The 20,797-nt window shown below is 53.2% G+C and carries 24 protein-coding genes and 1 riboswitch; of the genes, 16 read left to right on the top strand and 8 right to left on the bottom strand.

Annotated elements, in window-relative coordinates:
• Positions 1–100 precede the first annotated feature (100 nt).
• The 5 genes from BLU70_RS02560 to BLU70_RS02540 all read left to right on the top strand — a co-directional run bounded on the left by BLU70_RS02560 (position 101) and on the right by BLU70_RS02540 (position 4,299).
• Complete coding sequence (locus BLU70_RS02560) at positions 101–577, top strand: YwhD family protein (protein ID WP_006447322.1); 477 nt, start codon at positions 101–103, stop codon at positions 575–577.
• 30 nt (positions 578–607) lie between these two features.
• Complete coding sequence (locus BLU70_RS02555) at positions 608–2,068, top strand: aminotransferase class I/II-fold pyridoxal phosphate-dependent enzyme (protein WP_074691693.1); 1,461 nt, start codon at positions 608–610, stop codon at positions 2,066–2,068.
• A 35-nt stretch (positions 2,069–2,103) separates the two neighbouring features.
• Positions 2,104–2,571 carry a thioredoxin-dependent thiol peroxidase gene (gene bcp / locus BLU70_RS02550; RefSeq protein ID WP_006447320.1) on the top strand — a complete coding sequence of 156 codons (468 nt, stop codon included), beginning with the start codon at positions 2,104–2,106 and terminating at the stop codon, positions 2,569–2,571.
• A gap of 59 nt (positions 2,572–2,630) precedes the next feature.
• Positions 2,631–2,984 (top strand): HesB/IscA family protein, encoded by a 354-nt coding sequence (locus BLU70_RS02545; RefSeq protein WP_006447319.1) that lies wholly within the window; start codon positions 2,631–2,633, stop codon positions 2,982–2,984.
• Between the two features lie 82 nt (positions 2,985–3,066).
• Positions 3,067–4,299 carry an HD domain-containing protein gene (locus BLU70_RS02540; RefSeq protein ID WP_244885088.1) on the top strand — a complete coding sequence of 411 codons (1,233 nt, stop codon included), beginning with the start codon at positions 3,067–3,069 and terminating at the stop codon, positions 4,297–4,299.
• Here BLU70_RS02540 and BLU70_RS02535 read toward each other — a convergent pair.
• Positions 4,284–4,877, bottom strand: a complete 594-nt coding sequence (locus tag BLU70_RS02535; RefSeq protein ID WP_040289764.1) for a DedA family protein — start codon at positions 4,875–4,877, stop codon at positions 4,284–4,286. The two genes, BLU70_RS02540 and BLU70_RS02535, sit on opposite strands and share 16 nt — an antisense overlap.
• Positions 4,878–5,043: 166 nt before the next feature.
• Positions 5,044–5,379, bottom strand: coding sequence for a YunC family protein (locus tag BLU70_RS02530; protein ID WP_052012339.1), 336 nt, complete (start codon positions 5,377–5,379; stop codon positions 5,044–5,046).
• A gap of 146 nt (positions 5,380–5,525) precedes the next feature.
• Here BLU70_RS02530 and BLU70_RS02525 point away from each other — a divergent pair, with 146 nt between their 5' ends.
• The 4 genes from BLU70_RS02525 (at position 5,526) to BLU70_RS02510 (ending at position 8,077) form a co-directional block, all read left to right on the top strand.
• Complete coding sequence (locus BLU70_RS02525; RefSeq protein ID WP_006447315.1) at positions 5,526–6,608, top strand: M42 family metallopeptidase; 1,083 nt, start codon at positions 5,526–5,528, stop codon at positions 6,606–6,608.
• Between the two features lie 65 nt (positions 6,609–6,673).
• On the top strand, positions 6,674–7,156 hold the full coding sequence (locus BLU70_RS02520; RefSeq protein ID WP_040289763.1) for a divergent PAP2 family protein: 483 nt from the start codon (positions 6,674–6,676) through the stop codon (positions 7,154–7,156).
• 5 nt (positions 7,157–7,161) lie between these two features.
• Positions 7,162–7,665: an NUDIX domain-containing protein gene (locus tag BLU70_RS02515; protein WP_244885087.1), complete on the top strand. Its 504-nt coding sequence runs from the start codon at positions 7,162–7,164 to the stop codon at positions 7,663–7,665.
• The gene (locus BLU70_RS02510) at positions 7,652–8,077 is read left to right on the top strand and encodes a DUF86 domain-containing protein (RefSeq protein WP_074691687.1); all 426 of its coding nucleotides are present in this window, start codon (positions 7,652–7,654) and stop codon (positions 8,075–8,077) included. The genes BLU70_RS02515 and BLU70_RS02510 overlap by 14 nt, the downstream gene beginning before the upstream one ends.
• An 18-nt stretch (positions 8,078–8,095) precedes the next feature.
• On the opposite strand, the gene BLU70_RS02505 is transcribed toward BLU70_RS02510, so the two are convergent.
• Together BLU70_RS02505 and BLU70_RS02500 are read right to left on the bottom strand one after the other, a co-directional pair.
• Positions 8,096–8,647: a 3D domain-containing protein gene (locus BLU70_RS02505; protein ID WP_237716470.1), complete on the bottom strand. Its 552-nt coding sequence runs from the start codon at positions 8,645–8,647 to the stop codon at positions 8,096–8,098.
• A gap of 88 nt (positions 8,648–8,735) precedes the next feature.
• Complete coding sequence (locus BLU70_RS02500; RefSeq protein ID WP_040289761.1) at positions 8,736–9,260, bottom strand: C40 family peptidase; 525 nt, start codon at positions 9,258–9,260, stop codon at positions 8,736–8,738.
• Positions 9,260–9,402: riboswitch (cyclic di-AMP (ydaO/yuaA leader) on the bottom strand. (Overlaps the previous gene by 1 nt.)
• 189 nt (positions 9,403–9,591) lie before the next feature.
• On the opposite strand from BLU70_RS02500, the gene BLU70_RS02495 reads away from it, so the two are divergent.
• The 6 genes from BLU70_RS02495 to BLU70_RS02470 are packed head-to-tail and all read left to right on the top strand — an operon-like array spanning position 9,592 to position 14,951.
• A complete protein-coding gene (locus tag BLU70_RS02495; protein WP_074691684.1) occupies positions 9,592–9,984 on the top strand; it encodes a RidA family protein in 393 nt (130 codons plus the stop codon).
• Positions 9,985–9,986: 2 nt separating this feature from the next.
• Complete coding sequence (locus BLU70_RS02490) at positions 9,987–10,946, top strand: DODA-type extradiol aromatic ring-opening family dioxygenase (RefSeq protein WP_074691681.1); 960 nt, start codon at positions 9,987–9,989, stop codon at positions 10,944–10,946.
• Between the two features lie 16 nt (positions 10,947–10,962).
• Entirely contained in the window at positions 10,963–11,793 is an 831-nt protein-coding gene (locus tag BLU70_RS02485; RefSeq protein WP_074691679.1) for an alpha/beta fold hydrolase, read from the top strand.
• Positions 11,790–13,055 carry an MFS transporter gene (locus tag BLU70_RS02480; protein ID WP_074691676.1) on the top strand — a complete coding sequence of 422 codons (1,266 nt, stop codon included), beginning with the start codon at positions 11,790–11,792 and terminating at the stop codon, positions 13,053–13,055. The genes BLU70_RS02485 and BLU70_RS02480 overlap by 4 nt, the downstream gene beginning before the upstream one ends.
• 27 nt (positions 13,056–13,082) lie before the next feature.
• Positions 13,083–14,426, top strand: coding sequence for an aromatic ring-hydroxylating oxygenase subunit alpha (locus BLU70_RS02475; RefSeq protein ID WP_074691673.1), 1,344 nt, complete (start codon positions 13,083–13,085; stop codon positions 14,424–14,426).
• A 33-nt stretch (positions 14,427–14,459) separates the two neighbouring features.
• Positions 14,460–14,951 (top strand): aromatic-ring-hydroxylating dioxygenase subunit beta, encoded by a 492-nt coding sequence (locus BLU70_RS02470; protein ID WP_074691670.1) that lies wholly within the window; start codon positions 14,460–14,462, stop codon positions 14,949–14,951.
• A 124-nt stretch (positions 14,952–15,075) separates the two neighbouring features.
• Here the strand turns inward: BLU70_RS02470 and BLU70_RS02465 are convergent, their stop codons facing one another.
• The 3 genes from BLU70_RS02465 to BLU70_RS02455 form a co-directional block, all read right to left on the bottom strand.
• Entirely contained in the window at positions 15,076–15,978 is a 903-nt protein-coding gene (locus BLU70_RS02465; RefSeq protein ID WP_143027469.1) for a hypothetical protein, read from the bottom strand.
• Between the two features lie 79 nt (positions 15,979–16,057).
• On the bottom strand, positions 16,058–17,926 hold the full coding sequence (locus BLU70_RS02460; RefSeq protein ID WP_244885086.1) for a transglutaminase domain-containing protein: 1,869 nt from the start codon (positions 17,924–17,926) through the stop codon (positions 16,058–16,060).
• A gap of 293 nt (positions 17,927–18,219) precedes the next feature.
• Positions 18,220–18,666: a YfmQ family protein gene (locus tag BLU70_RS02455; RefSeq protein ID WP_040289751.1), complete on the bottom strand. Its 447-nt coding sequence runs from the start codon at positions 18,664–18,666 to the stop codon at positions 18,220–18,222.
• A gap of 436 nt (positions 18,667–19,102) precedes the next feature.
• Here BLU70_RS02455 and BLU70_RS02450 point away from each other — a divergent pair, with 436 nt between their 5' ends.
• The gene (locus BLU70_RS02450; RefSeq protein ID WP_143027468.1) at positions 19,103–20,359 is read left to right on the top strand and encodes an MFS transporter; all 1,257 of its coding nucleotides are present in this window, start codon (positions 19,103–19,105) and stop codon (positions 20,357–20,359) included.
• A 172-nt stretch (positions 20,360–20,531) separates the two neighbouring features.
• Here the strand turns inward: BLU70_RS02450 and BLU70_RS02445 are convergent.
• Positions 20,532–20,797: ATP-binding protein (locus tag BLU70_RS02445; protein ID WP_176780823.1), on the bottom strand; the 266-nt coding region annotated here is incomplete at its 5' end.

Here is a 20,797-nt window from a genome sequence, read left to right as displayed (position 1 = left end):
CCCATCGCGGCACATGCCATGCATCGATATACGTGTGACAGAGGAGCAGGTGAAGGGTAGAATAGGAAGGCAGTACGTTCGAGGACGGGAGGGCAACAGGATGCAAAAACTAGGTCTTACAGGCACGTCAAAACATCAGACGGATGATCAAATGAAAGGTATTTCCGCTGTCCTGATGGACGGCGATGAGGTATTTGTGGACAATGGTGCAATTCATGCGAAAAGCAGAATTGAATTAGGCATTCAGTTTGTCAAGTCGCTTACAGAAGTGCCGAATCCGCGCCGAGTCATCGGCTTGTGGGTCACCTTAAAGCGCTTTGCGGACGGTATGGGATATTCAGGTGCCATGCCATTTGAACTTTGGATTGACGCCGACGCGAAATTGGGATACAAGAAACTCGCGGAACAGGTTAATAGCATGGACAAGGCGGTGCGTGGCACCGTTGATCTCAGCCAGCTCACGGATGCCGAAATCGAGGCATTTGCATCATTTTTACGCCAGACGCGCGCTGACCTGTGGGAGCATGCTGCAGAAGGGTTTCGTAGCGCGTTTGCGCGCGCTGAAAGCGGGACATAACCGACCCGAGAGAAGGAGGATACCTAGCCGTTGAACCAGAATGAAACGCCGCTTTTTGACGCCCTGCTTCGCCATGCGGCGCGCCAGCCGGTGCAGTTTCACATCCCGGGGCACAAGCGGGGAAGGGGTATGGACAATCGGTTTCGATCGTTTGTTGGGGACAATGCACTTTCCCTGGATTTAATTAATATTGCGCCACTTGACGATTTGCATCACCCCACAGGCGCCATCAAACATGCACAGGAACTTGCTGCGGAGGCGTTTGGGGCGGACTACACCTATTTTTCCGTGCAAGGGACATCGACGGCCATCATGACGATGGTGCTGGCAACGGTTGGGCCTGGCGAGAAGATCTTGGTGCCGCGCAATGTGCACAAGTCCGTACTCACCGCCATCATTCTCGCTGATGCGCACCCCATCTTCCTGCACCCAGAGGTGGATCGGGAATTTGGTATCTCGCACGGATTATCCGTGGAAACGGTCGCGGATGCCCTGCATCGCCATCCGGACGCACGGGCGTTGGTTGTCATCAATCCTACCTACTTTGGCATTGCGGCCGATCTCGCTCGCATCGTCGAGATTGCGCACAGTGTGGGCGTACCCGTTTTGGTCGACGAAGCGCATGGCGTGCACACCGGGTTTCATCCGGAATTGCCGCTTTCCGCGATGGAGGCTGGCGCGGACATGGCGGCGACGAGCGTGCACAAACTGGGCGGCTCGATGACAGGCTCGAGTGTGTTGAACGTGCGCGAAGGGATGATCGATCCGCGGCACGTGCAGGTGGTCCTCAGTATGCTCACGACGACGTCAACTTCGTACCTGCTATTGGCATCTCTTGACGTTGCGCGCAAGGAATTGGCGATGTTCGGGCGAGATCGTATCGGTTATGCCATTGCCTTGGCCAACCGGGCGCGGGCGGAGATCGAACAAATCCCAGGGCTTACGTGCATGGACAAGCGGCAGCTTGGTGGAAGCGCCACGTATGCGCTCGATCCGACGAAGTTGACGATTTCCGTGAAAGACCTGGGCCTGACGGGCTACGATGTGGAGCGCATCCTGCGCGAAGACTACAATATAGAGGTCGAGCTCAGCGATTTATATAACATTCTTTGCATTGTTTCGTGGGGCGACAGCGAGGACGATGTAGCCGCACTGGTGACGGCGTTGCGGGAGATTGCGGGGCGCTTCCGTCCGCGTGAGATGAAGGAGCATGCCCCGGTTACGTTGCCGTCGATGCCCGAACTTCGGATGACACCGCGGTCGGCTTTTTACGCGCCCACGGAAATGGTTCCTTTGCAGGAGTCTGTCGGCCGCACCATGGCGGAGATGGTCATGGTGTATCCGCCAGGAATTCCTATCTTGCTACCGGGCGAGATCATCACGCAGGACAACATCGACTATATCGAAGCGAATCTGCGCGCCGGGTTGCCTGTACAGGGACCGGATGACCCGGAAATTCGCATGATCAAAGTAGTCAAACAGGATTCGTAAAGGATTTCCAGTGCGGGACAAGAGGAGGACAACAGATGGCACTGCAGGTGGGCGAACAGGCGCCGGATTTTCAAGCCGTCGCAGACAATGGCGAACAAATAACACTGGGCGATCTGCGTGGACAAGTTGTGGTGCTGTACTTCTATCCGAAGGACGATACGCCCGGATGTACTGTCGAAGCATGTGCTTTTCGCGACTTACAGTCACAGTTTGCCGATCTTGGCGCAGCCATTTATGGCGTGTCCCGCGACGATGTGAAGTCGCACGGCAAATTTCGTGACAAATTTCAGTTAAACTTTCCGCTACTTGCCGATACGGACAGCCAAATTTGTGAGAAGTATGGCGTTTTGAAGGAGAAGAACATGTTTGGTAAGAAGTCGATTGGCATTGAGCGGACTACCTTCGTAATCGATCGCGATGGCAGCATTGCGGCCATTTTTCCGAAAGTCAAGGTGGATGGTCACGCCGACGCGGTCCTCGAGGTGGTGCGTAGCCTCGGCTAATTCAGCCTGTCTTTTCGCGCCGATACGCGTATAATAGAAGGGTGAGGAGGCGAACCACTGTGATCACGTTGACCGAAAGCGCGGCGGAGCGCGTGCGGGCGCTCATTTCTGAGCAGGCTTCCGACGAAGACGCGTTGCGTCTCTATACCAAGCCGGGTGGTTGCACGGGTTTCAGCTACGGCATGGCTTTAGATGTACAGAAAGAGGGAGACCAAGTCTTCACTCAACACGGCGTCAAGGTCGTCGTGGATCCAGAGAGCTTGGAGTTGATCGACGGCTCGGAAGTGGATTATGTCGACGACCTGACAGGTCAAGGCTTTAAGATTAACAACCCGAATGCGACCTCGATGTGTGGATGTGGCTCGAGCTTTCGAACGGCGACACACGCTGGCCAACCGGGTTCATGCGATTGAATATACGTTTGGCTGACCGGGCCGCGAAGGCGACTCGGTCAGCCTTTTTGATAAGCAGGTGAGTTCGCTGTTTGAGAAGGTTTTGAAAGATCCGGTACATGACGAGATCCTGTTTGACGATTCACTGCTGTGGGATTTGGTGAATGTTCCCGCGGTCCAGCGTTTGCGGCGTATTCGCCAGTTGGGTACGTCGTATCTAACGTTCCATGGGGCCGAGCACACTCGGTTTGCTCATTCTCTTGGCGCGTACGAAACGATGCGCCGCGTCTTGTATCATCTACAACGCGAGTGTGGCTGGCCAAAGGATCGCCGCGACGAGCGCCTAGCACTCTCCGCTGCCCTTTTGCACGATGTCGGGCATGGTCCGTTTTCCCACACGTTTGAATCGGTACTCGGCATTCACCATGAAGAATGGACATATCGTATCATTCTCGAAGACTACGAACTGCGAAAGACGCTGGATGGCGTCGATAGCGACTTTGCTCTGGATCTAGTGTCCATTCTTCGCAAGGAAGGGCGTTTTCCAGCGATTGAGGCCCTCATCTCGAGCCAACTCGACGTCGACCGCATGGATTACATGTTGCGTGATGCACAAGCCACGGGAGTTTCGTACGGACGCTTCGAATTGGCGAGGCTTATTCGCTCGCTGACGATGACTGACGGGCGCATTTATGTGAAATCGTCCAGTCTACATACCGTCGAGCAATATTTGCTGGCGCGTTACTTCATGTACGTGCAAGTTTACTTACATCCTGTAACGGTTGGCAGTGATGTGTTGGTCGAGAAAATTCTTACGCGCGTGCGGGATTTAATGAGCGAGGAAAGTCGGGTTGAGGTGCCGGATGCCTTGGCGCGGGTACTCGCTCCTGCCGGGACGGATGTCGCGGCCTATGTGCGGCTTGACGAGGCGGTGCTCGTCTATGCATTCCATTTGTGGTCCGAGGCAGACGATGCGATTCTACGGGATCTCTCAGCGCGTTTCTTGCATCGCAAGCTGTTTGCACCCGTGGTGCGGGAGGATCCCTCGCAGATCGATCTCGCGGCTTTGCGCACTACTGCGAAGGCAATGGGTTTTCATCCTGATTATTACGTTTCGCAACGCCAGTGTATCATTCCCGGATACGACGTTTTAGGGCAAGGTATCACACTCATCGGCGCAAATGGGGATATGGTCGACTTAAGTCAGGCATCGAAATTGATCCGTACATTGGTTCCCAGTCGCGAGAATCGGTTGTTTCTACCTAAAGAAATGCTGGAAGAGAGCGCGGGATCGCTCGGACGCCGCGCCCGTTCCATCGTTTATTCGAGACCCTGACCCGACTTACGGCGCATCCAAAAGGCGATGACGGCGATGACAAGAATGACGGCGCCGACATACGTGAACGGTTTGACGTGATCGGCAAACACTTGCCAATTCTTGTTGAGTTGGTATCCCGCATAGAGCATGCCAAGATTCCAAATGGCTGATCCAATTAGGGAAAACACAATAAAGCGCCCCATGCGCATGCGTGCAAACCCTGCTGGTAGCGAGACAAACGTCCGGACCGCAGGCACCATGCGTCCAAAAAAGACGGTTACTTCGCCAAAGCGGTTAAACCAGTGTTCGGCCTTGTCCAAGTGGCGGGCGTTCAAACCGATATAGCGGCCGTACCGAAGCACAAATGGCCGCCCGCCGTAGTCGCCAATGGCATAAGCAATCAGGGAACCGACAAGGTTGGCTATCGTGCCAACAATGAGCGCTGGCCAAAAGCCAATGAGATGGCGAAATGCCAAAAAGCCGGCGAGAGGCATGACAACCTCAGAAGGAATTGGAATGCAACAACTTTCGAGCGCCATCAAGACAAAAATGGCTAGCAAACCGTGCTGCACGATAAAGAGGTGAAGATGCGACACCACAATCCCCCGTTCTGTTCTACGCTGGAATCCAAACCGCACCAGAGGCTCCAGTAGGGATCCATCGCTGTTATCGTAACGTTTTTTCTTTCGAAAGAAAACGACGAAACGAATGGGGGAAAAGTTCAAAGGTATCTCAACAACGGAGTCGCTTCACGCAGAACGGTTATCCGTTCTGCGTGGACTGTTGTTGTTCGGCGGCGCCCATCAGCCGCAAAGCTTCGCGAATTGGCATTCCGCAGACGATGCCAAGTGTTTCCGCCTCTTGCGTACAGCTTTCTACGGTGCCGTCCAACAACTCGGATATGGTCTTTACGCCAGTTGCGCGCACGGCGACGATACCGCGGCTTGCAAGTTGTGTGCGCAAAAGCGCGATATCCAATGCTCCACACATCGCGTATCCAATCGAGTTACTGATTACAAGCAAGTTTGTCTTTGGCAGGGCGACGTGTGTCGCCGTAAACGGATATTCGCCGATCCACACGGGCTGAAGATGCACCATCCTGCATTCTCCTTTGAACATAGATTGCGTATCGCTTCAGCGTATTCCGCGAAGCACATGGGTGCCAATCGGGATGGCGGATCGCAGATGTGGACTGTGGTAACATATACGTGATGTCTTAGGCATCGAGAAGGAGGCATACATACATGGCGACACATATCGACGTTTTGCGTGAACTGTGTGATGCGTATGGCATCTCCGGGTACGAGTCGGGTGTGCGTAAGTTGTTCGAACAACACTTGGCACCCTTGTCGGAACAAGTCCTTCGTGATCGCTCTGGCGGGATCGTGGGCGTCAAAACGGGTGATGCTACAGGCCCGAAAGTTCTGGTTGCCGGGCACCTGGACGAAATCGGATTCATGGTAACGCACATCACGCCGGAAGGCTTTTTGAAGTTCCAGACCATCGGAGGCTGGTGGTCGCAGGTCGTGTTGTCCCAGCGCGTGATTGTCCAAACGCGCAAAGGCAATTTGCTGGGTGTGACGGGTTCGAAGCCTCCACACATCCTGCCTGCCGAAGAACGCAAGAAGGTCGTCGAACTCAAGGATGTTTTTATCGACATCGGTGCGACGAGCAAAGAGCACGCAGAAGAATTGGGCGTGCGTCCGGGTGACGCGATTGTGCCTTATTCGCCGTTTACGCAAATGGGCAATCCTAAGATGTATATGTCGAAGGCTCTTGACAATCGATTGGGCTGCGCGACGGCGATTGGCGTTCTGAAAGAACTGCAGGGCCAATCTCATCCGAATACGCTGTATGCGGGTGCAACTGTACAGGAAGAAGTGGGTCTGCGCGGGGCTCGCACGTTGGCGCACCTGGTCAATCCAGATATTGCAATCTCGGTGGATGTTGGTATCGCTGGCGATACACCCGGCATTGATGGTGACCAGCGGGGGCAATTGGCCGATGCGGGCAAGGGTCCCTTGTTGATGATCTACGACGGTTCGATGATTCCAAACAACCGATTCCGCGATTTTGTGCTCGATACGGCGGCGACGGAGAAGATCCCGGTGCAAGTGGAGAGCATGAGTGGAGGTGGAACAGACGCGGGGGCGTTCCACTTGCACGGCATTGGCGTCCCAAGTGTCAACATCGGCTTTGCGACGCGGTACATTCACAGCCACAACGCCATCGTGCACGAGGATGACTACTTCCAGGCTATCCAATTGATCACGGCCCTGGTCAAGGCACTCGATAAAAGTGTGGTCAAGGAAATTCAAGAATGGTAAAGTGATGGTGGGTACAAGCGGGCGCCGTTTTTCGGCGCCCTGCCTATCAAGGAGGGCCGCTGTTGATGTCAGACGTTCCGCACTTCCTATTGGGGCTGTGGGCCAATACTGCGCTGATGGCGGCTATCTGTGCCATCGTCTTTACACAGATATTGAAAGTTCCCATTCATTATCTTACGACGCGCGCCTGGGATATACATAAGCTACTGGACGCGGGCGGCATGCCAAGTTCACATGCTGCCGGCGTTGTCGCGTTGGCGAGCGCTTTGTGGTTTGTCGTGGGTCCCTCATCCCCGGTCTTCGCGACTGCGGTTGTCTTTGCCGCCATCGTGTTGTACGACGCCGGTGGCATTCGTCGACATGCTGGCGAGCACGCAGTGCTTCTCAATCGAATTGCAATGGAATTTTCTCAACGTGGGGAGTCGGCTGCAACCGTTCAAGAGGAAGGTGAGCGCCTTAAGGAGATCTTAGGTCATGAACCGAGCGAAATCATCGTCGGGGCTTTCTTGGGTCTCGCGATTGGAATTGCCTTTGGGAAATGGTGGTGACCGCGGTGCATTCGAGTGCTTGGCAACCTGCTCGCCATCTGCATACGGATATCGAGCGTAGGGCAGCTCACACCCCGCATTCGGTCATCGTTTTCGCATTTGCCTTTGACAGTCTCGTCTGGGTTCGCCATCCCCTACGCGGTTGGGAGTTACCCGGCGGCAAAGTGGAGCCGGGCGAGACGCCGGAGCAGGCGGCCCACCGCGAGGCTTGGGAAGAGGCTGGACTCAAATTGGAACACCTCGCATGGCTGGCCGAATATACCATTGTGTTGCCAACAGGCACAGAAGGCTTCAAATGGGTGTATACAGCCGATGTTTACGACGTAGCTGCAAGACCTCAGGGTTCTGAAATTGTGGACGTGTGGATACCACGACCAGCCATCAATCCCGCAGATGTGAAAACGTGCGAGACTGTGAGTCCAGTGATGAAGGACGACATGTTTTCGAATTTATTTCCCATTGCTCGTCAGAGATGGTTAGAAAGGAGGAGGGCGAATGTTCCTCACTGATGCTCACAAGGAACAAATTGAGACGTGGTTAGCGGGGCTTTCCGAACGAGTAGCGTGGTTGCAGACGCTATCCCAGCAAAGTGACGCTTGGGAGCACGATTTGACTTGGCGCCTTGCCGCCGAGCGCGCATTGCATACAAGCGTCGAGTACGTGACAGATATCTCGTCGCTTATCATCGATGCTTTGGTCATGCGCGACCCCGGCGGCTACGCCGACATTGTGAAGGTCTTGGTCGAAGAACAGGTTGTCGACGCACAATGGTTCGATTCGTTCACGGGCATCTTCGACCTACGCACGAAGTTGCTTCGCGATCACGCACAGGTCACACCGACCGAGATTCGCCAAGCGGTCGTGCGTTACGCAAACCAATTTTCCCCCTTTATCGACGCGATCCGTGCATACATCAAGTGATACAGCTCACAGTGTGAATCACACGTCTGTGAGATTGTCCGGGATATAAACCGTGACCTTGCACTGCTTCACTCCAAACTGCAAGGCATTTCTCCTGGATGGCATCAGCACGTCGATGTGACGTCCGCGAATGGCGCCGCCGGTATCCTCGGCGATGCGCCAGCCCACCCCCTCGATGTAAAGTAGGCTCCCATACGGAATCACAGTGGGATCGACGGCAACCGTTCGGCCCGTTTTCGCAAAAGTGCCGGTTGCGGTGATGCCAAAGCCAGGATCCCCGGGATCTTTACCCGTCGAAATGCGATCCAAGTTGTATGCCGTGATCGTAAAAAGATCGCTTTCCTTGCGATATTTGCGGATGTCATAATCACGGCCAAACACGGTGATGGCACTTGGCTGTGTGGACATGTCTGTCCGTTGGTACACATGGTGCGGTCGTACGCAGTCACCTGCGGTAGCTGGCGCTTCGCCCCACCATAGGGATGTACTCACAACCGCCGCAATGCAAAAGCCAGATAAGTGGTAACTGTTCATGTCTGTAATATGTATCGCAAGCGGCGAAACATACATCGCAAAAGTACATTCGCGCACCGAAAGGCAAAGGGCTGCAGGCAGTCGATACCTGCAACCCTTTGCGGGAAACTATGGGATTCGTAGATTAGTACATTTTCCTTACAGCTGTAAGGTGGTTGCCCCAATACGATCCCGGTTTGACGCTCAGGAAGCCAACCTTTCCGAGCCCTCCGCCGCACTGAATCATCTCGCCATTGCCGGCGTAAATGCCAACGTGCTTACCATACTCGAAAATGAGCAGATCGCCTGGTTGCAAGTTTGACTTGGGTTCCCTGATTCCCACTTCGTAATACTGCATGCGGGACGACGTGGTGAACTTATAGCCAAGCGCGTGATGGTAAACGTACTCGACAAAGTTGGAACAATCAAACCCGTACTGCCCTCGGTCTTCGTTATGCCCCCAAATGTACGGGGTACCAAGTTTGCTTTCTGCCACTCTGAGAACAGCGTTGGTTTTTGCCTGATACGAGGCGCTTTCGCTGGCCAACGGACGAATGTTGTGATCGATCGAAACTCCTGGCGGCAGGTTGACACTTGCCATAGCTATCGTCGATCCCAGTGCAAGCGTGGTTATGGTTGCAGCGACGGTGGAGATTGCCTTCTTGAACATCAAATTCCTCCTAAAGCCTCCGAGGTTAGTTGACGGGTTCGGTGGAAGAACAGTCCCTACGCCCCGGCGATGCCGGACGGCGATTCACCCCATGTATTGCAGTCCCCCGTACCTGAAATTCAGGATTCGGCTGTTTTTGTGAGTTGTACGTAAAAGGTTATCACGGCGGTAAACCCAATTCCTTATGAGATCAATGGTGCAATTGGCAATCTACTCACGCTACTAGATGATTGTTGACAATATTGTCGGTTCATATCGTGATCGAAACGGGCATAGATTGGGGGCAAGGGAGCATGTGACAGGTGGATTCGTCGTTAGGGAGTGTTGGTATATGCGGCGCAAAAGTATTGAAATCGAAGGTGTTACGCACGGTCAGACGCCAATCCCGCAAGGGGCCAGGCTAGGGCCATTCGTCTTTTCCTCAGCGATTGCCGGTGTCGATCCCACGACAAAACAAATTCCGCCCGACCCATCGCGACAGGTGGAGTTGGCATTTCAAAACGTCGCCGCCTTTATGCGCAATGCTGGAGGCACGCCCGATGACATCATCAAGATGACGGTCTACGTCGATGATGACGACATGCGAGCCCTGGTCAATGAGGAGTGGATCAAGATGTTTCCTGACCCGGCATCCAGACCGGCACGACACGCGATTTGCGGGCCGTTGCGACAGGGTGCACGCGTTCAACTAGAAATCATCGCGGTCATCGCGCAGGAGGTTTAAAGATGGCGAAAATCGTCTTAGGTGTTGGTTCTTCTCACAGCCCGCAAGTAAGTAGTCCGTCCGAGGTGTGGCCCTTGCATGCCCAGCGGGATCGCGAAAATCCGGACACACAGTATGAACAGCGCGAGTTCCAGTACGCGAACGTCCTGGCACCACAACTCCGGCCGGAGGTTTGGCAACGCAAGTACGAGCAGTGCCAAATGGCAATCGACCACTTACAATCGGTGATTGCACAAGTGAGCCCTGATGTCATTGTCGTCATCGGAGACGACCAAGAGGAACTGTTTTGGGACGAGGTGAAGCCCGCGTTCGCCGTGTACTGGGGAGACGAAATCGTCGACTTACCGCACCGCTTGGAAGACTTACATCCTTCTCTTCGCCCTGTGATCTGGGCCTGGCACACGACGGATGAGCCTGTGCGCTACCGGACCGAAAGCAACTTGGGCAAGCACATCCTGCTCTGCATGACAGAAGAGAGGTTTGACGTTGCACAAAGCAGAACGCAACTGCGGGATCGGTCTTTGGGACACGCGTACACGTTTGTGAAACGGAGGTTGGTGCCACAAGACATCCCAATGGTACCGGTCTTTATTAACTGCTTCTTTCAACCGAATCAACCGACTCCGGCGCGTTGTTATGAGTTCGGTCAGGCGCTGCGGAGGGCAATCGAATCATGGGATGCCGATCTGCGCGTGGCTGTGATCGGATCGGGAGGCTTGAGCCATTTCAAGTTGGATGAATCTTTAGATGAACTGGTCATCCGGGGACTCCAAAGTAAAGATGCAAGCATTTTGAAAGCGCTTCCCAGGGATCGTCTGGAGGGAGCTTCGGGAGAAATTCTGAATTGGATCGCTGCTGCAGGAGCCGTCGAACACTTGCAGCTTGAGTATCTCGAATATGTGTCTGGCTATCGGTCACCAGCCGGTACGGGTGTGGGTATGACGTTTGCCATCTGGAGATAAGAGGTGACATGGTTACATGAATGACATCCGTACCATTGAGCGCAGGACTGTTGAGCTGAGTCACGGCAAGACAGTCGTTTGGGAGGCGGGCACGGGGGACCCGGTGGTGCTATTGCACGGTGTTCGATTTTGGGAAGGGGGGGATTATTGGATTTCCACGATTCAGGCACTGTCCGCACAGTTTCACGTGTACGCGCCCGATCTGATGGGGTGGGGCGATGGGGAGAGGCTGTTTGTCGAATATTCGTTCGCATACCTTGTCGATTTCGTACGAGAACTGCAGGATGCGCTGGGAATTACATCTGCTCACATCGTGGGTCACTCGATGGGCGGTTGGGTCGCGGCCCTGCTCGCGTATGAAAGCCCCGAGCGAGTTCGCACGCTTACACTGGTGGCGAGTGGTGGCATGTCCACTTCCACGCCGCACATGATGAAGCACGTGCAGGTGCCTACTCGTGAAGAGCTTGTGCAGTATGCCCGGGGGATTGGGCAGATGCATGAGAGCGAAATCAAAGAGGCCGTAGAAAGATGGCTCGCGCGTGTCGAACGGCCCGATGCAGTGGCTGTATACACGCTCATCATGCGGCACATGACGCATCCGATACACCGAGCCCGATATAATCTCCGCCGAAGATTGCGATTCATCAAGGCACCGACGCTCATCGTCTGGGGGGAGTTTGATTTGGTCAATAGCATCGAATTTGGCAAGGAAATGTATCAGGCATTACCTGCCGCACATATGGTCGTCCTACCCTGCGGCCACGACTGTGTAAAGGAACAGCCTGATGCCTTTCACCAGGCACTCATCCCGTTTTTACGGGAGTACGCGAAGGGGGATGGACCATGAAGTCCAAATCATCGTTCTGGACGTATCAGAATGGCATTATTGTGATGATGTTTTTTGCCTTCGGTCTTGTCTTTATGGATCGCCAGAGCATTACGTTTCTTGAGCCTTTCATTATCCCCGCGCTGCACTTGAATAACGCGCAGATTGGTATGTTCGCTTCTGCGCTGTCCGTTTGCTGGGGCGTGTCTGCGTGGTTTTTCTCCAGCTATTCCGATCTCATCGGCCATCGCAAACCTATTCTCGTCATCTTCATGGTCATTTTTGCCCTGACATCTGTGCTATCGGGCGTCGTCGGGTCGTTTTTGGCGATGTTTTTCGTCCGCGCTCTGATGGGGCTCTCCGAGGGGCCTGTGTTTCCCATCGGCGCAACAGCGGTCAAATCCGTCTCGACGCCTAGTCGACAGGGCTTTAACATCGGCTTTGTGCAAAGCGCCAGTGGTTTGCTTGGCAGCGCGATCGCGCCGCTCGTCGTCGTCGGATTGGCCAACGCGTTCAATTGGCGTGTCGCCTTTTATCTATTGGCGATCCCGGCACTTATTCTCACGCTGATAGTGGCGAAATACATGCGCGAACCGCAAATTCGGTATGAAGATACACAGGCAGAAGTGCATCGTTTGCGCTGGTCCGACTACAAGGTGATCTTCCGCAATCGGAATACGTGGTTGTGCCTGATTTGTTCTATTGGTTTTATCACATGGTTGATTACATTTGCGACCTTTGCCCCTGTACTTATGACCGAGGTTGACCACATCAGCACGACACAAATGAGCTGGGCCATGAGTGCATTCGGATTCGGATCGTGGATTTGGGGATTCGTCGTCCCCTTCATCTCCGATCGCATCGGCCGCAAACCGGCATTGATCGCCTCTGGCCTTTTAGCGACATTGGCGCCACTCGTGCTTGCGGAGGTGCACACGGGAATCGGCGTGCTGATTGTCCTTCTGTTTGTGCTTGCCATCGGTCAAGGCTTTTCTCCTGTCGTGATGTCCATCATTCCTAGTGAGTCTGTGCCGGCCGTGTTTGCGGCATCGACCATCGGATTGATGATGATGATTGGCGAAATTTTTGGTGGTACTGTCGTGCCTACACTTGCGGGGGTCGCAGCCGATCACTTCGGATTGACAATGCCGATGTTCATTGCAGCAGCGGGATCGTTCCTTGTTTTCTTGATTGGCTTTGGCGTTCGTGAAACAGCGCCACGCAAGGTTGGTCAGACGCGTCGCGGGGAAAACCAAGCCAATGTATCGACGCCTTCCATTTAATAACGCTTACAATAGGCGGTGAAGGATATGAAGTATGGCAAACTTGACCGATCGCTTCTCGAAAACGTGCGTGCGAAAGTGCAGCGCGGTTTGTTGCCACAATGGGCGTTTACCGATCCGGATGTGTTTCAAGCAGAACTCGAGCGCATTTTCGCAAAGACGTGGAATTTCCTCGGGCACGAATCTGAGGTCGCACGTCCGGGGGACTATGTCACTCGCTGGATTGCGCGTGATCCCGTCTTGTTGGTTCGTGATGCAGAAGGCAAAGTGCAAGCTTATCTCAATTCCTGCACACATCGTGGGACGAAACTGTGTACAGCCGACTTTGGCAACAAAAAAGCCTTCACCTGTCCGTACCACGGCTGGACGTTCAATCTTGCGGGAGAGCTGACCGGCATTGTCGCAGGAAATAAAGTTTATGGCAAGGAGATGGATCGCAGTCAATGGTCATTGCGCAAGATCCCACGGGTTGAAAGTTATCAAGGTATGATATTTGGATCGCTGAACGAGCATGTAGAGCCTCTCGAAACATTTCTAGGGGACATGAAGTGGTATTTTGATTTGATGCTGGGTCGTAGCGATCACGGCATGGAGGTACGCGGCATTCCTCAGAGATGGATTATCCACACCAACTGGAAAATTAGTGCTGATAACTTTGGAGGAGATCCGTATCATACGGCGATGACGCATCGCTCCACCGTTGAATTGGGGATCAGCCCAAAAGACCCGATGTATGCAAGCTACGGATATCAAATCGTCTTGGATAACGGGCACGGTATCAACATCGTTACGCGCCGCAAAGACATGAATGTGCCTCCGTTTCAGGGACTTCCACAAGCCATGTGGCCAATGTTTGAACGAAACCTCGATCCGGTGCAACTAGACGTCTTTCGCAATACGATGATTACGGTCGGTAACTGTTTTCCAAACCTGTCATTCGTCAGTCCGATGCATGGGACAGGAGGGCCGGATGAGCCGTTGACATCGTTTGTCAATTTTCGGGTGTGGAGGCCGCTCACGCCGACTTCGATTGAAGTGACATCGTGGTTGATGGTAGATAAGGATGCCCCCGAAGCGTTCAAAGAAGCATCCTACCTCAGCTACGTTGGTTCCTTTGGCCCAGCAGGCACATTGGAGCAGGATGATGCGGAAATCTGGACGCGCGTCGCCGAGGCTAGCCAGGGCTGGATGACGCAGGACAAAGACGTTCATTACAACAATGTCCTCAACTATTTAATGGGTTTAGACAGAGTTGAACCGGATCCATCATGGCCGGGGCCGGGCGTGGCGTATCCAACGTGTTATTTAGACGCCATTTCGCGGGCCTTTTACGAGCGCTGGATCGAATGTTTACTCGATGACGCGATTTGAGCTCGATATCTGCACGTCAAAGAGGTGGAGCATATGCACTATGATGACATTTGTAGATTCTTGTATACCGAGGCTTCACTACTCGATGCACGCAAGTATGAGGAGTGGCTGGATCTGCTGGATGACAATATCCGCTATCGGATGCCATTGCGTGCAACGCGGGACTTCAAAGACCCTTGTGACATTGTGAATGATATGACGTTTTTTGACGAGACAAAGCAAAGTCTCCGCACTCGGGTGGAACGACTTCGTACAACCTCCGCATGGGCAGAGAATCCCCATACCCGCACGCGTCACGTGGTCACCAATATCCTCGTGACTGGGGAGAATGGCCCGGATGAGGCGACCGTGCAAAGTTATGTGTTAATCCTTCGCAGTATTCGTGACAAGGCTGATGTCGAGCAGCTATTCGGGGAGCGAATCGACGTGATTCGCCGTGTGGATGGATCGCTAAAACTAATGGAACGAACCGTTCATCCAGATCAAACGGTTTTATCCATGCTTAACTTGAGTATCTTTGTGTAATCTGCACGCTGCTTTTTCTCGCGACCAAAACTCACTGCCCACCCGTGTCGGTGGGCGTTTTTACGTGGCGCAGAGAGTAGAAAAAGATGAACCCCGCTGCAGGGCGGCGGGGTTCATTAGGCACTTATGCCTGGGCATTGGTCGAAGTGGTGTCGGAAGATGATGTCGTCGGTTGAGCTCCTTGAATATGAGCGCCTTGCGGGAAGGTCCCATTCACCCAATTGGTAATCCACGAATCAAGGTGCGATTGGATATTGGTCTCTTGCGACGCTGTCAACTTTCCCTGGGAGACAGCCGCATTCAAGTCGGACTGAATCGTCGTTTCCAAATCGGAAACCAGCGTAGATACTGTGACATCCTGTGCCGACGCGACATCGGCCAGTGTCTTGCCCGCTTTTAGGTCGCTCTCCAGCACCGACGTACTCAGATTCAGGTCTTGAGCCGCAGTCGAAATGAGGCTTCCTTCAAGGGCAAACTTGGCACCCCATCCTTCGCGGTGGAATCTGACGGGATGGTTTGGCAACTTGCCATTGACCCAATCGCTTATCCATGCATCGAGATGAGATGTAAGCTTCGTCTCCTGTGCACTCGAAAGTTTCCCATCGGCAACCTCGGTCTTTAGCTGTGTTTGCACGCTTGCATTCAAGTCCGCTGTCAACGTAGATGCTGAAACACCTTGCGCCGACGCGATGTCAGCCAGTGACTTGCCTGATTGCAAGTCATTTTGCAGTGTCTCAGTGCTTATATTGAGATCTTTAGCGGCTGTTGCAAGCAAGAGTTGACGCAGTTCCAATGGATCCCGACGCTTTTCGGCTTGTCGGTTGCTGGACGCACTTTGGGAACCAGCCTGGGTCGATGCGAACACAGCGTGGTGAGATGAGTGTGACACAGATGCGAATACAGCCGTCGAACCAAGTCCAAGCGTGACTGCGGTTGCTAGGGTGCCTAGAATGGTTTTGCGTGTGAAGTGATACGCCATGTCTGTTACCACCTCGATACCGTAATTAGGAGCTTCGTGGCTCGACATGAACATAACACCTAAGTATTGAATTTTGATCGAAGTAGGCAAAAGTATTCCTTGGCATCCATGTACATGACCATGGGGGTTAAGACGAGACGTCGCTTAGACTTCCACTTCCTTGAAACGCATCAAGGGTCTGGCGCATGGCGTCGCTTGGTGAGTTCGCGTACACAGGATTGCCGATGTCGTTCACGATGTGTGCAATCTCGCTACCAGGCTGACCATTTAACCACACCGTCGTTGCATGCGTAATGCGAATACCAGGCGCGTTTGGCACTTCGATCGCGCTGTTTTGCACGACGGCAGCATCTCGGAAGTAGGAATAGACGCCGATCCCGAAGACCTGGTTTGACGTGACATTGGCCGCGACTTTGTACGAGGCGTAACCGTTTACGGTTCCATTGTGGCTCATCCACGCGGCCTGATTCGGCACATCGTAGGGATCCTCGGATTGGTAGAAGTAGACACGTCCGCCGTTTCCGTTCCATACGGTTTGATATTGTTCGTGATGTTCATTAAACAAGCCATACATGGTCACGTCATCGCCATTGACAACCAATCCGTTGGCATCCACATTTTGATTCCAGCCAACTCCTGTGCCGTGATCGGCCCGCCATAGCCAAATGTCGTCGCCGATAACATGATTACTGTTGATGACTAGGGAAGCATCGGTCGTCCCGGGGCGCGCTCCACCGACACGGAAGGTCAGGTCGTATAGTATGGTGGGATCACTTGCGTAGTCAAAGTGCGGCGATTGAAATGCTGCCTGACCATGATCTGACCCAATGGTCATCAGGGCCGGGGTGCGTATTGCGTCAGCATCGATGATGAGGCCAGCAATGCGGACGCCTCCAACGTCGGCGACGGACATGGCCTGTTGTCCGTTAGCTGCAACCAGAGTCGGAAAGCCAAGGCCCATCACAATCGTGTCTGGATGGGTGATCCGGATGGTATTCGTAATTTGATAGGTACCTGGTGTGAAAATGAGGTTTTTACCTTGATCGAGTGCACGGTTAATCAGAGCGACCGGTGTACTTGGGAATGCAATGAAGAATTGATCGATAGGAATCGAACGCCCCGGCGTCGCACCATTCTCCCAACTCACACCTTGGCGATTTGTCTGCAAGGCGGGTACAAAGACGTTAAACTTCCCTTGATTGTCCATGTACAGGTACGGCTTTTCAGCGATCACGGGCGTCTGCTGAACAACCGTATATGGCTCTGCAGGCCATGTTCCGCTCGGTGGATTCGTGTCACCAACGAAAACCATATTCCATACGCCGTTACTCCAGTTGCCGTACTGATTGTTGCGCGACAACCACTGCTGCTGAGACGCAGGAACGACTTTGCCATCGACCATGGAGTCAGCCATAAAACCTCCGCTTGCATAGCCAGCTCCCCATGACGATGTGAAATCGAATAAATCTAGGTTTCCTTCGACATGCACTCGGCGAATTGGGGCTTCTTGTGAGACGGCCCATTGCATTCCTTGCGGATCCCACTTGACGCCGTTATCGGTGACGCCAGCGGTTGGATCGACCGTGAGGTTTTCGACTGAGCGCCAGAAGTTGTCTGTGGCGTTGCCATCATTGTACTGTGCGTTGGCGTTGATGTTGCCGTCAATGGTGACGTCTCCAGGATTCTGGCCTAGTCCGGCAACCTGTGTGTAAAATCCTTCTTTAACGTCGACTTGATAATTACCCGGCTTAAAGAGCAATGCGTATCCCTGGCTACCGAATTCATTGGTCTCCTGCTGACTGAAGATTGTATCTGCAACTTGCTGAATACTGGAACTCGGCATAGAAGGATCGAACACATACACGTTAGGGCCGAAGATTGTATGATTGGCGTTAGATGTTGGCACAGCGGGTGTATCGGCGCTGACCACGGTCAATCCAGGACTGCACACAAGGGACACGCATCCAATTGCACTGAGCCACCTTCGAATTTGCATGGGCAAACCCATCCCCCTGGTTCTCATGGTTTGTAAAGAGGTGAAGATATGAACAGCACGTTCACGCAGACGTAGACAGATGCCTTACACCACCTCCGCGCCGGCACAGATAGCTAAAACGTTAAAGCAATGGCCTAGCGATTGTATGAGGATGTTCAAGATCATGCATAAGCGGTTGCGTGAAGTTTAGAACCACTGTAGGCAGTAGGGGGACGGTGGGGATGAGAGGCGAGCCGTATACACGCAGCGCAGTAAGTACCTGCTAGCCATGCAAATCTTGGCTCGCGGGATATTCAAGTGACCCACCAAGCATCGCGAATACACGATTGCAGGACGAGTTCCAGAATTTCTGAGGACACCCGATAGGTTATCTGTCTCTTTCCTTTGTGCCGAACCAGTTGAATCATCCCGTCACCATACAGGTAAGCAGTAAACTCATACATGCGTTTACCTTGCTTTACACGAATAAAAATTGGGTTTTTGTTCAAGGCAGGGATTGTGCCATACTCGAACAGAAAATCTGCGTTATTAAACGCCACAATGAACCGATCTCGATCCCGACCGCGCAGTTCCGTGCCGTATACGTTAACAGATGAAATCTGCGGATTTTCAAGCTTAGGATGTATCTCGAATTTTGAAATCAACTTATTCATCAACAAGCTGGGCGGAGTCAGCAGAAAGGCGCCCAGCGGCAAGACGACAGCAGATGCGTAAACAAGCCAATGCGGTATAGGCGGCAACGCGGATTCCCCCTCACCAAATGCCAGCTCCAGCTTAAATATTATAGCTCGTTGCGCCTCAACTCTTATACACTTCAGGGCGGGTTTATTTGGATAATTGTCGAAAACGCATGGGTATTGCATATGGATTTGATTTGGCACTGAACCGATTTGTCAGGATGGCTAGACTGGGTTCAGAGGCTGAGGACATCGTGCTACTTCGTTAGGTCGGCCTTTTTGTCTAGGTAAGGCTGTCCATGTGCGCGATCGCGATAAAGGTCGGGTGGTCTTCCCGCCTTGCTCAACGGATGAGTTGGGAATGAATATTACGAATTCAGCGCAGGAAGGGATGTATTGAAATGCACAGAATTTGTTTGTGAGCGTGCCATAATGGTACAGTTAGAACTTATCACGGTAGCCGTGTGCACTCCAAATAGGGCGGAAGGGGGTACGTCTGTTGTTGCGATGGAATTGGTTTATGGATACGAGTCCGTTGCGCGAGTCCCCAGCGTTTCGTCGACTCTGGTTGGGGACGGGTATATCCACCTTCGGCGGTTATATGACCACCTTTGCGGTAACGCTTCAACTGTACAACCTCACACATAGTTCGCTAGCCATTGGTTTGGCGGGATTGTGCAGCGGAATTCCTACAATGGCTTTCGGTTTGCTCGGCGGTAGCATCGGTGATTCGATGGATCGACGGAAACTTGTTCTCGCCGCGACGAGCGGGCAAACGGCAGTATCCGCACTCTTTGCGGCGCAAGCGTTTATCGGAGTGAAGTTGCAGTGGATTCTCTACATTCTATTGATTGCGCAGTCGCTATTCGGGGCAATCAACGCACCGGCACGCCGGACATTTTTGCCCCGTATTTTACCTAAACACCGGATACAGGCCGGTGCCGCATTAAACACCGCGTTCACTCGTTTTGCCGAAGTGGCCGGGCCGTCTTTGGCCGGCATTTTGGCTTCGCTATGGGGATTTCAAGTATGTTATGCCATCGACACAATCAGCTTTGCTGCGGCGCTTTATGGGGTCGCTCGTTTACCTGCGATGCCTCCGGAAGGGGGAGCCATCCCCAGCAGCTTGCGGTCTATTGGTGAAGGCCTGCGCTTCGTTGTCACGCAACCCGTTTTGTTGGGGGCCTTTTTGGCTGACCTCAATGTGACCGTGCTTGGGGCTATCACACCCCTGTTGCCAGCGCTCAATGCGGCCCGCTTCGAGGGGCGGCCAGATACCCTGGGATTTCTCATGGCTGCGACAGGCATTGGCGGGCTCATGTCTCTCATCGTATCCGGCCCGCTTCGTCATCTCTCGCGCGAGGGTCGTGGCATTTTATTTGCCTGTGCGTTTTGGAGTATGAGCGTGATGGGGGTTGGACTCGTTAAGAGTTTATGGTTAACGCTGCTTTTGCTTGCCATCGCTGGCGCCGCAGACACCATACTTGTTGTGTTGCGTTCGACGCTTGTCCAAGTAAGCACGCCGGATTCATATCGGGGTCGTGTCAGCGGTATGGACTATGTCGTGGGGACGGGGGCGCCAAGGCTAGGCAATGTCCGAGCGGGCTTCATCGGAGCTATCCTGCCTCCTGGTGTATCCGTTTTTGTCAGCGGGCTTTCCTCACTGGTTGCGACCGTCATCCTAGCATTATCGGTACCGGCGTTTTCTGCTTACACAGCACAAACCGCCTTTGAGGTTGAGCACGAATCTGTATAAAGTGTATATAAGTTAGATGGATTGAAATATCTACATCTACCTATGTAAAGGAATACGTTTCAAGACGTGGATGGTAATAAGCACGGTAAATGTCAACGTTATCAGTGTATTTTGTCAAGCAAAAATCCCCGAAAAAATCGTGTGTTTTTCCCCATCCATGCGACGGGGATTTTTAACGCTGTTTCATCAACGCATGCTTCATGCGATAGCTTTTTCCCTCGAACACCAGTAGGTGTCCATGGTGCGCCAGGCGGTCAATCATGGCTGCGGCCATCTGGTCATCTGTGAATACGGAACCCCACTTTGAAAATTCGAGGTTCGTTGTAATCACTAGGCTACGGCTTTCGTAACTGTCCGCAACCACGCGGAACAGCAACTGCGATCCCTCACGATCCACCGGTACGTAGCCCCATTCGTCCAGGATCAACAAGTCAGCAC

Source organism: Alicyclobacillus hesperidum, from assembly GCF_900107035.1.
Lineage (GTDB): Bacteria > Bacillota > Bacilli > Alicyclobacillales > Alicyclobacillaceae > Alicyclobacillus > Alicyclobacillus hesperidum.
Note: the sequence above shows the minus strand (reverse complement) of the source record. Positions and strands in the feature narration are given on the sequence as shown.

Excerpts from the sequence above, each read along its gene's own strand:
- BLU70_RS02490 (WP_074691681.1), top strand. The coding sequence starts at position 9,987 with ATGGCGAAAATCGTCTTAGGTGTTGGTTCTTCTCACAGCCCGCAAGTA.
- BLU70_RS02480 (WP_074691676.1), top strand. The coding sequence starts at position 11,790 with ATGAAGTCCAAATCATCGTTCTGGACGTATCAGAATGGCATTATTGTG.
- BLU70_RS02475 (WP_074691673.1), top strand. The coding sequence starts at position 13,083 with ATGAAGTATGGCAAACTTGACCGATCGCTTCTCGAAAACGTGCGTGCG.
- BLU70_RS02460 (WP_244885086.1), bottom strand. The coding sequence starts at position 17,926 with ATGCAAATTCGAAGGTGGCTCAGTGCAATTGGATGCGTGTCCCTTGTG.
- BLU70_RS02525 (WP_006447315.1), top strand. The coding sequence starts at position 5,526 with ATGGCGACACATATCGACGTTTTGCGTGAACTGTGTGATGCGTATGGC.
- BLU70_RS02560 (WP_006447322.1), top strand. The coding sequence starts at position 101 with ATGCAAAAACTAGGTCTTACAGGCACGTCAAAACATCAGACGGATGAT.
- BLU70_RS02500 (WP_040289761.1), bottom strand. The coding sequence starts at position 9,260 with ATGTTCAAGAAGGCAATCTCCACCGTCGCTGCAACCATAACCACGCTT.
- BLU70_RS02510 (WP_074691687.1), top strand. The coding sequence starts at position 7,652 with ATGTTCCTCACTGATGCTCACAAGGAACAAATTGAGACGTGGTTAGCG.
- BLU70_RS02520 (WP_040289763.1), top strand. The coding sequence starts at position 6,674 with ATGTCAGACGTTCCGCACTTCCTATTGGGGCTGTGGGCCAATACTGCG.
- BLU70_RS02485 (WP_074691679.1), top strand. The coding sequence starts at position 10,963 with ATGAATGACATCCGTACCATTGAGCGCAGGACTGTTGAGCTGAGTCAC.
- BLU70_RS02505 (WP_237716470.1), bottom strand. The coding sequence starts at position 8,647 with ATGTATGTTTCGCCGCTTGCGATACATATTACAGACATGAACAGTTAC.
- BLU70_RS02470 (WP_074691670.1), top strand. The coding sequence starts at position 14,460 with ATGCACTATGATGACATTTGTAGATTCTTGTATACCGAGGCTTCACTA.
- BLU70_RS02495 (WP_074691684.1), top strand. The coding sequence starts at position 9,592 with ATGCGGCGCAAAAGTATTGAAATCGAAGGTGTTACGCACGGTCAGACG.
- bcp (WP_006447320.1), top strand. The coding sequence starts at position 2,104 with ATGGCACTGCAGGTGGGCGAACAGGCGCCGGATTTTCAAGCCGTCGCA.
- BLU70_RS02530 (WP_052012339.1), bottom strand. The coding sequence starts at position 5,379 with ATGGTGCATCTTCAGCCCGTGTGGATCGGCGAATATCCGTTTACGGCG.
- BLU70_RS02465 (WP_143027469.1), bottom strand. The coding sequence starts at position 15,978 with ATGTCGAGCCACGAAGCTCCTAATTACGGTATCGAGGTGGTAACAGAC.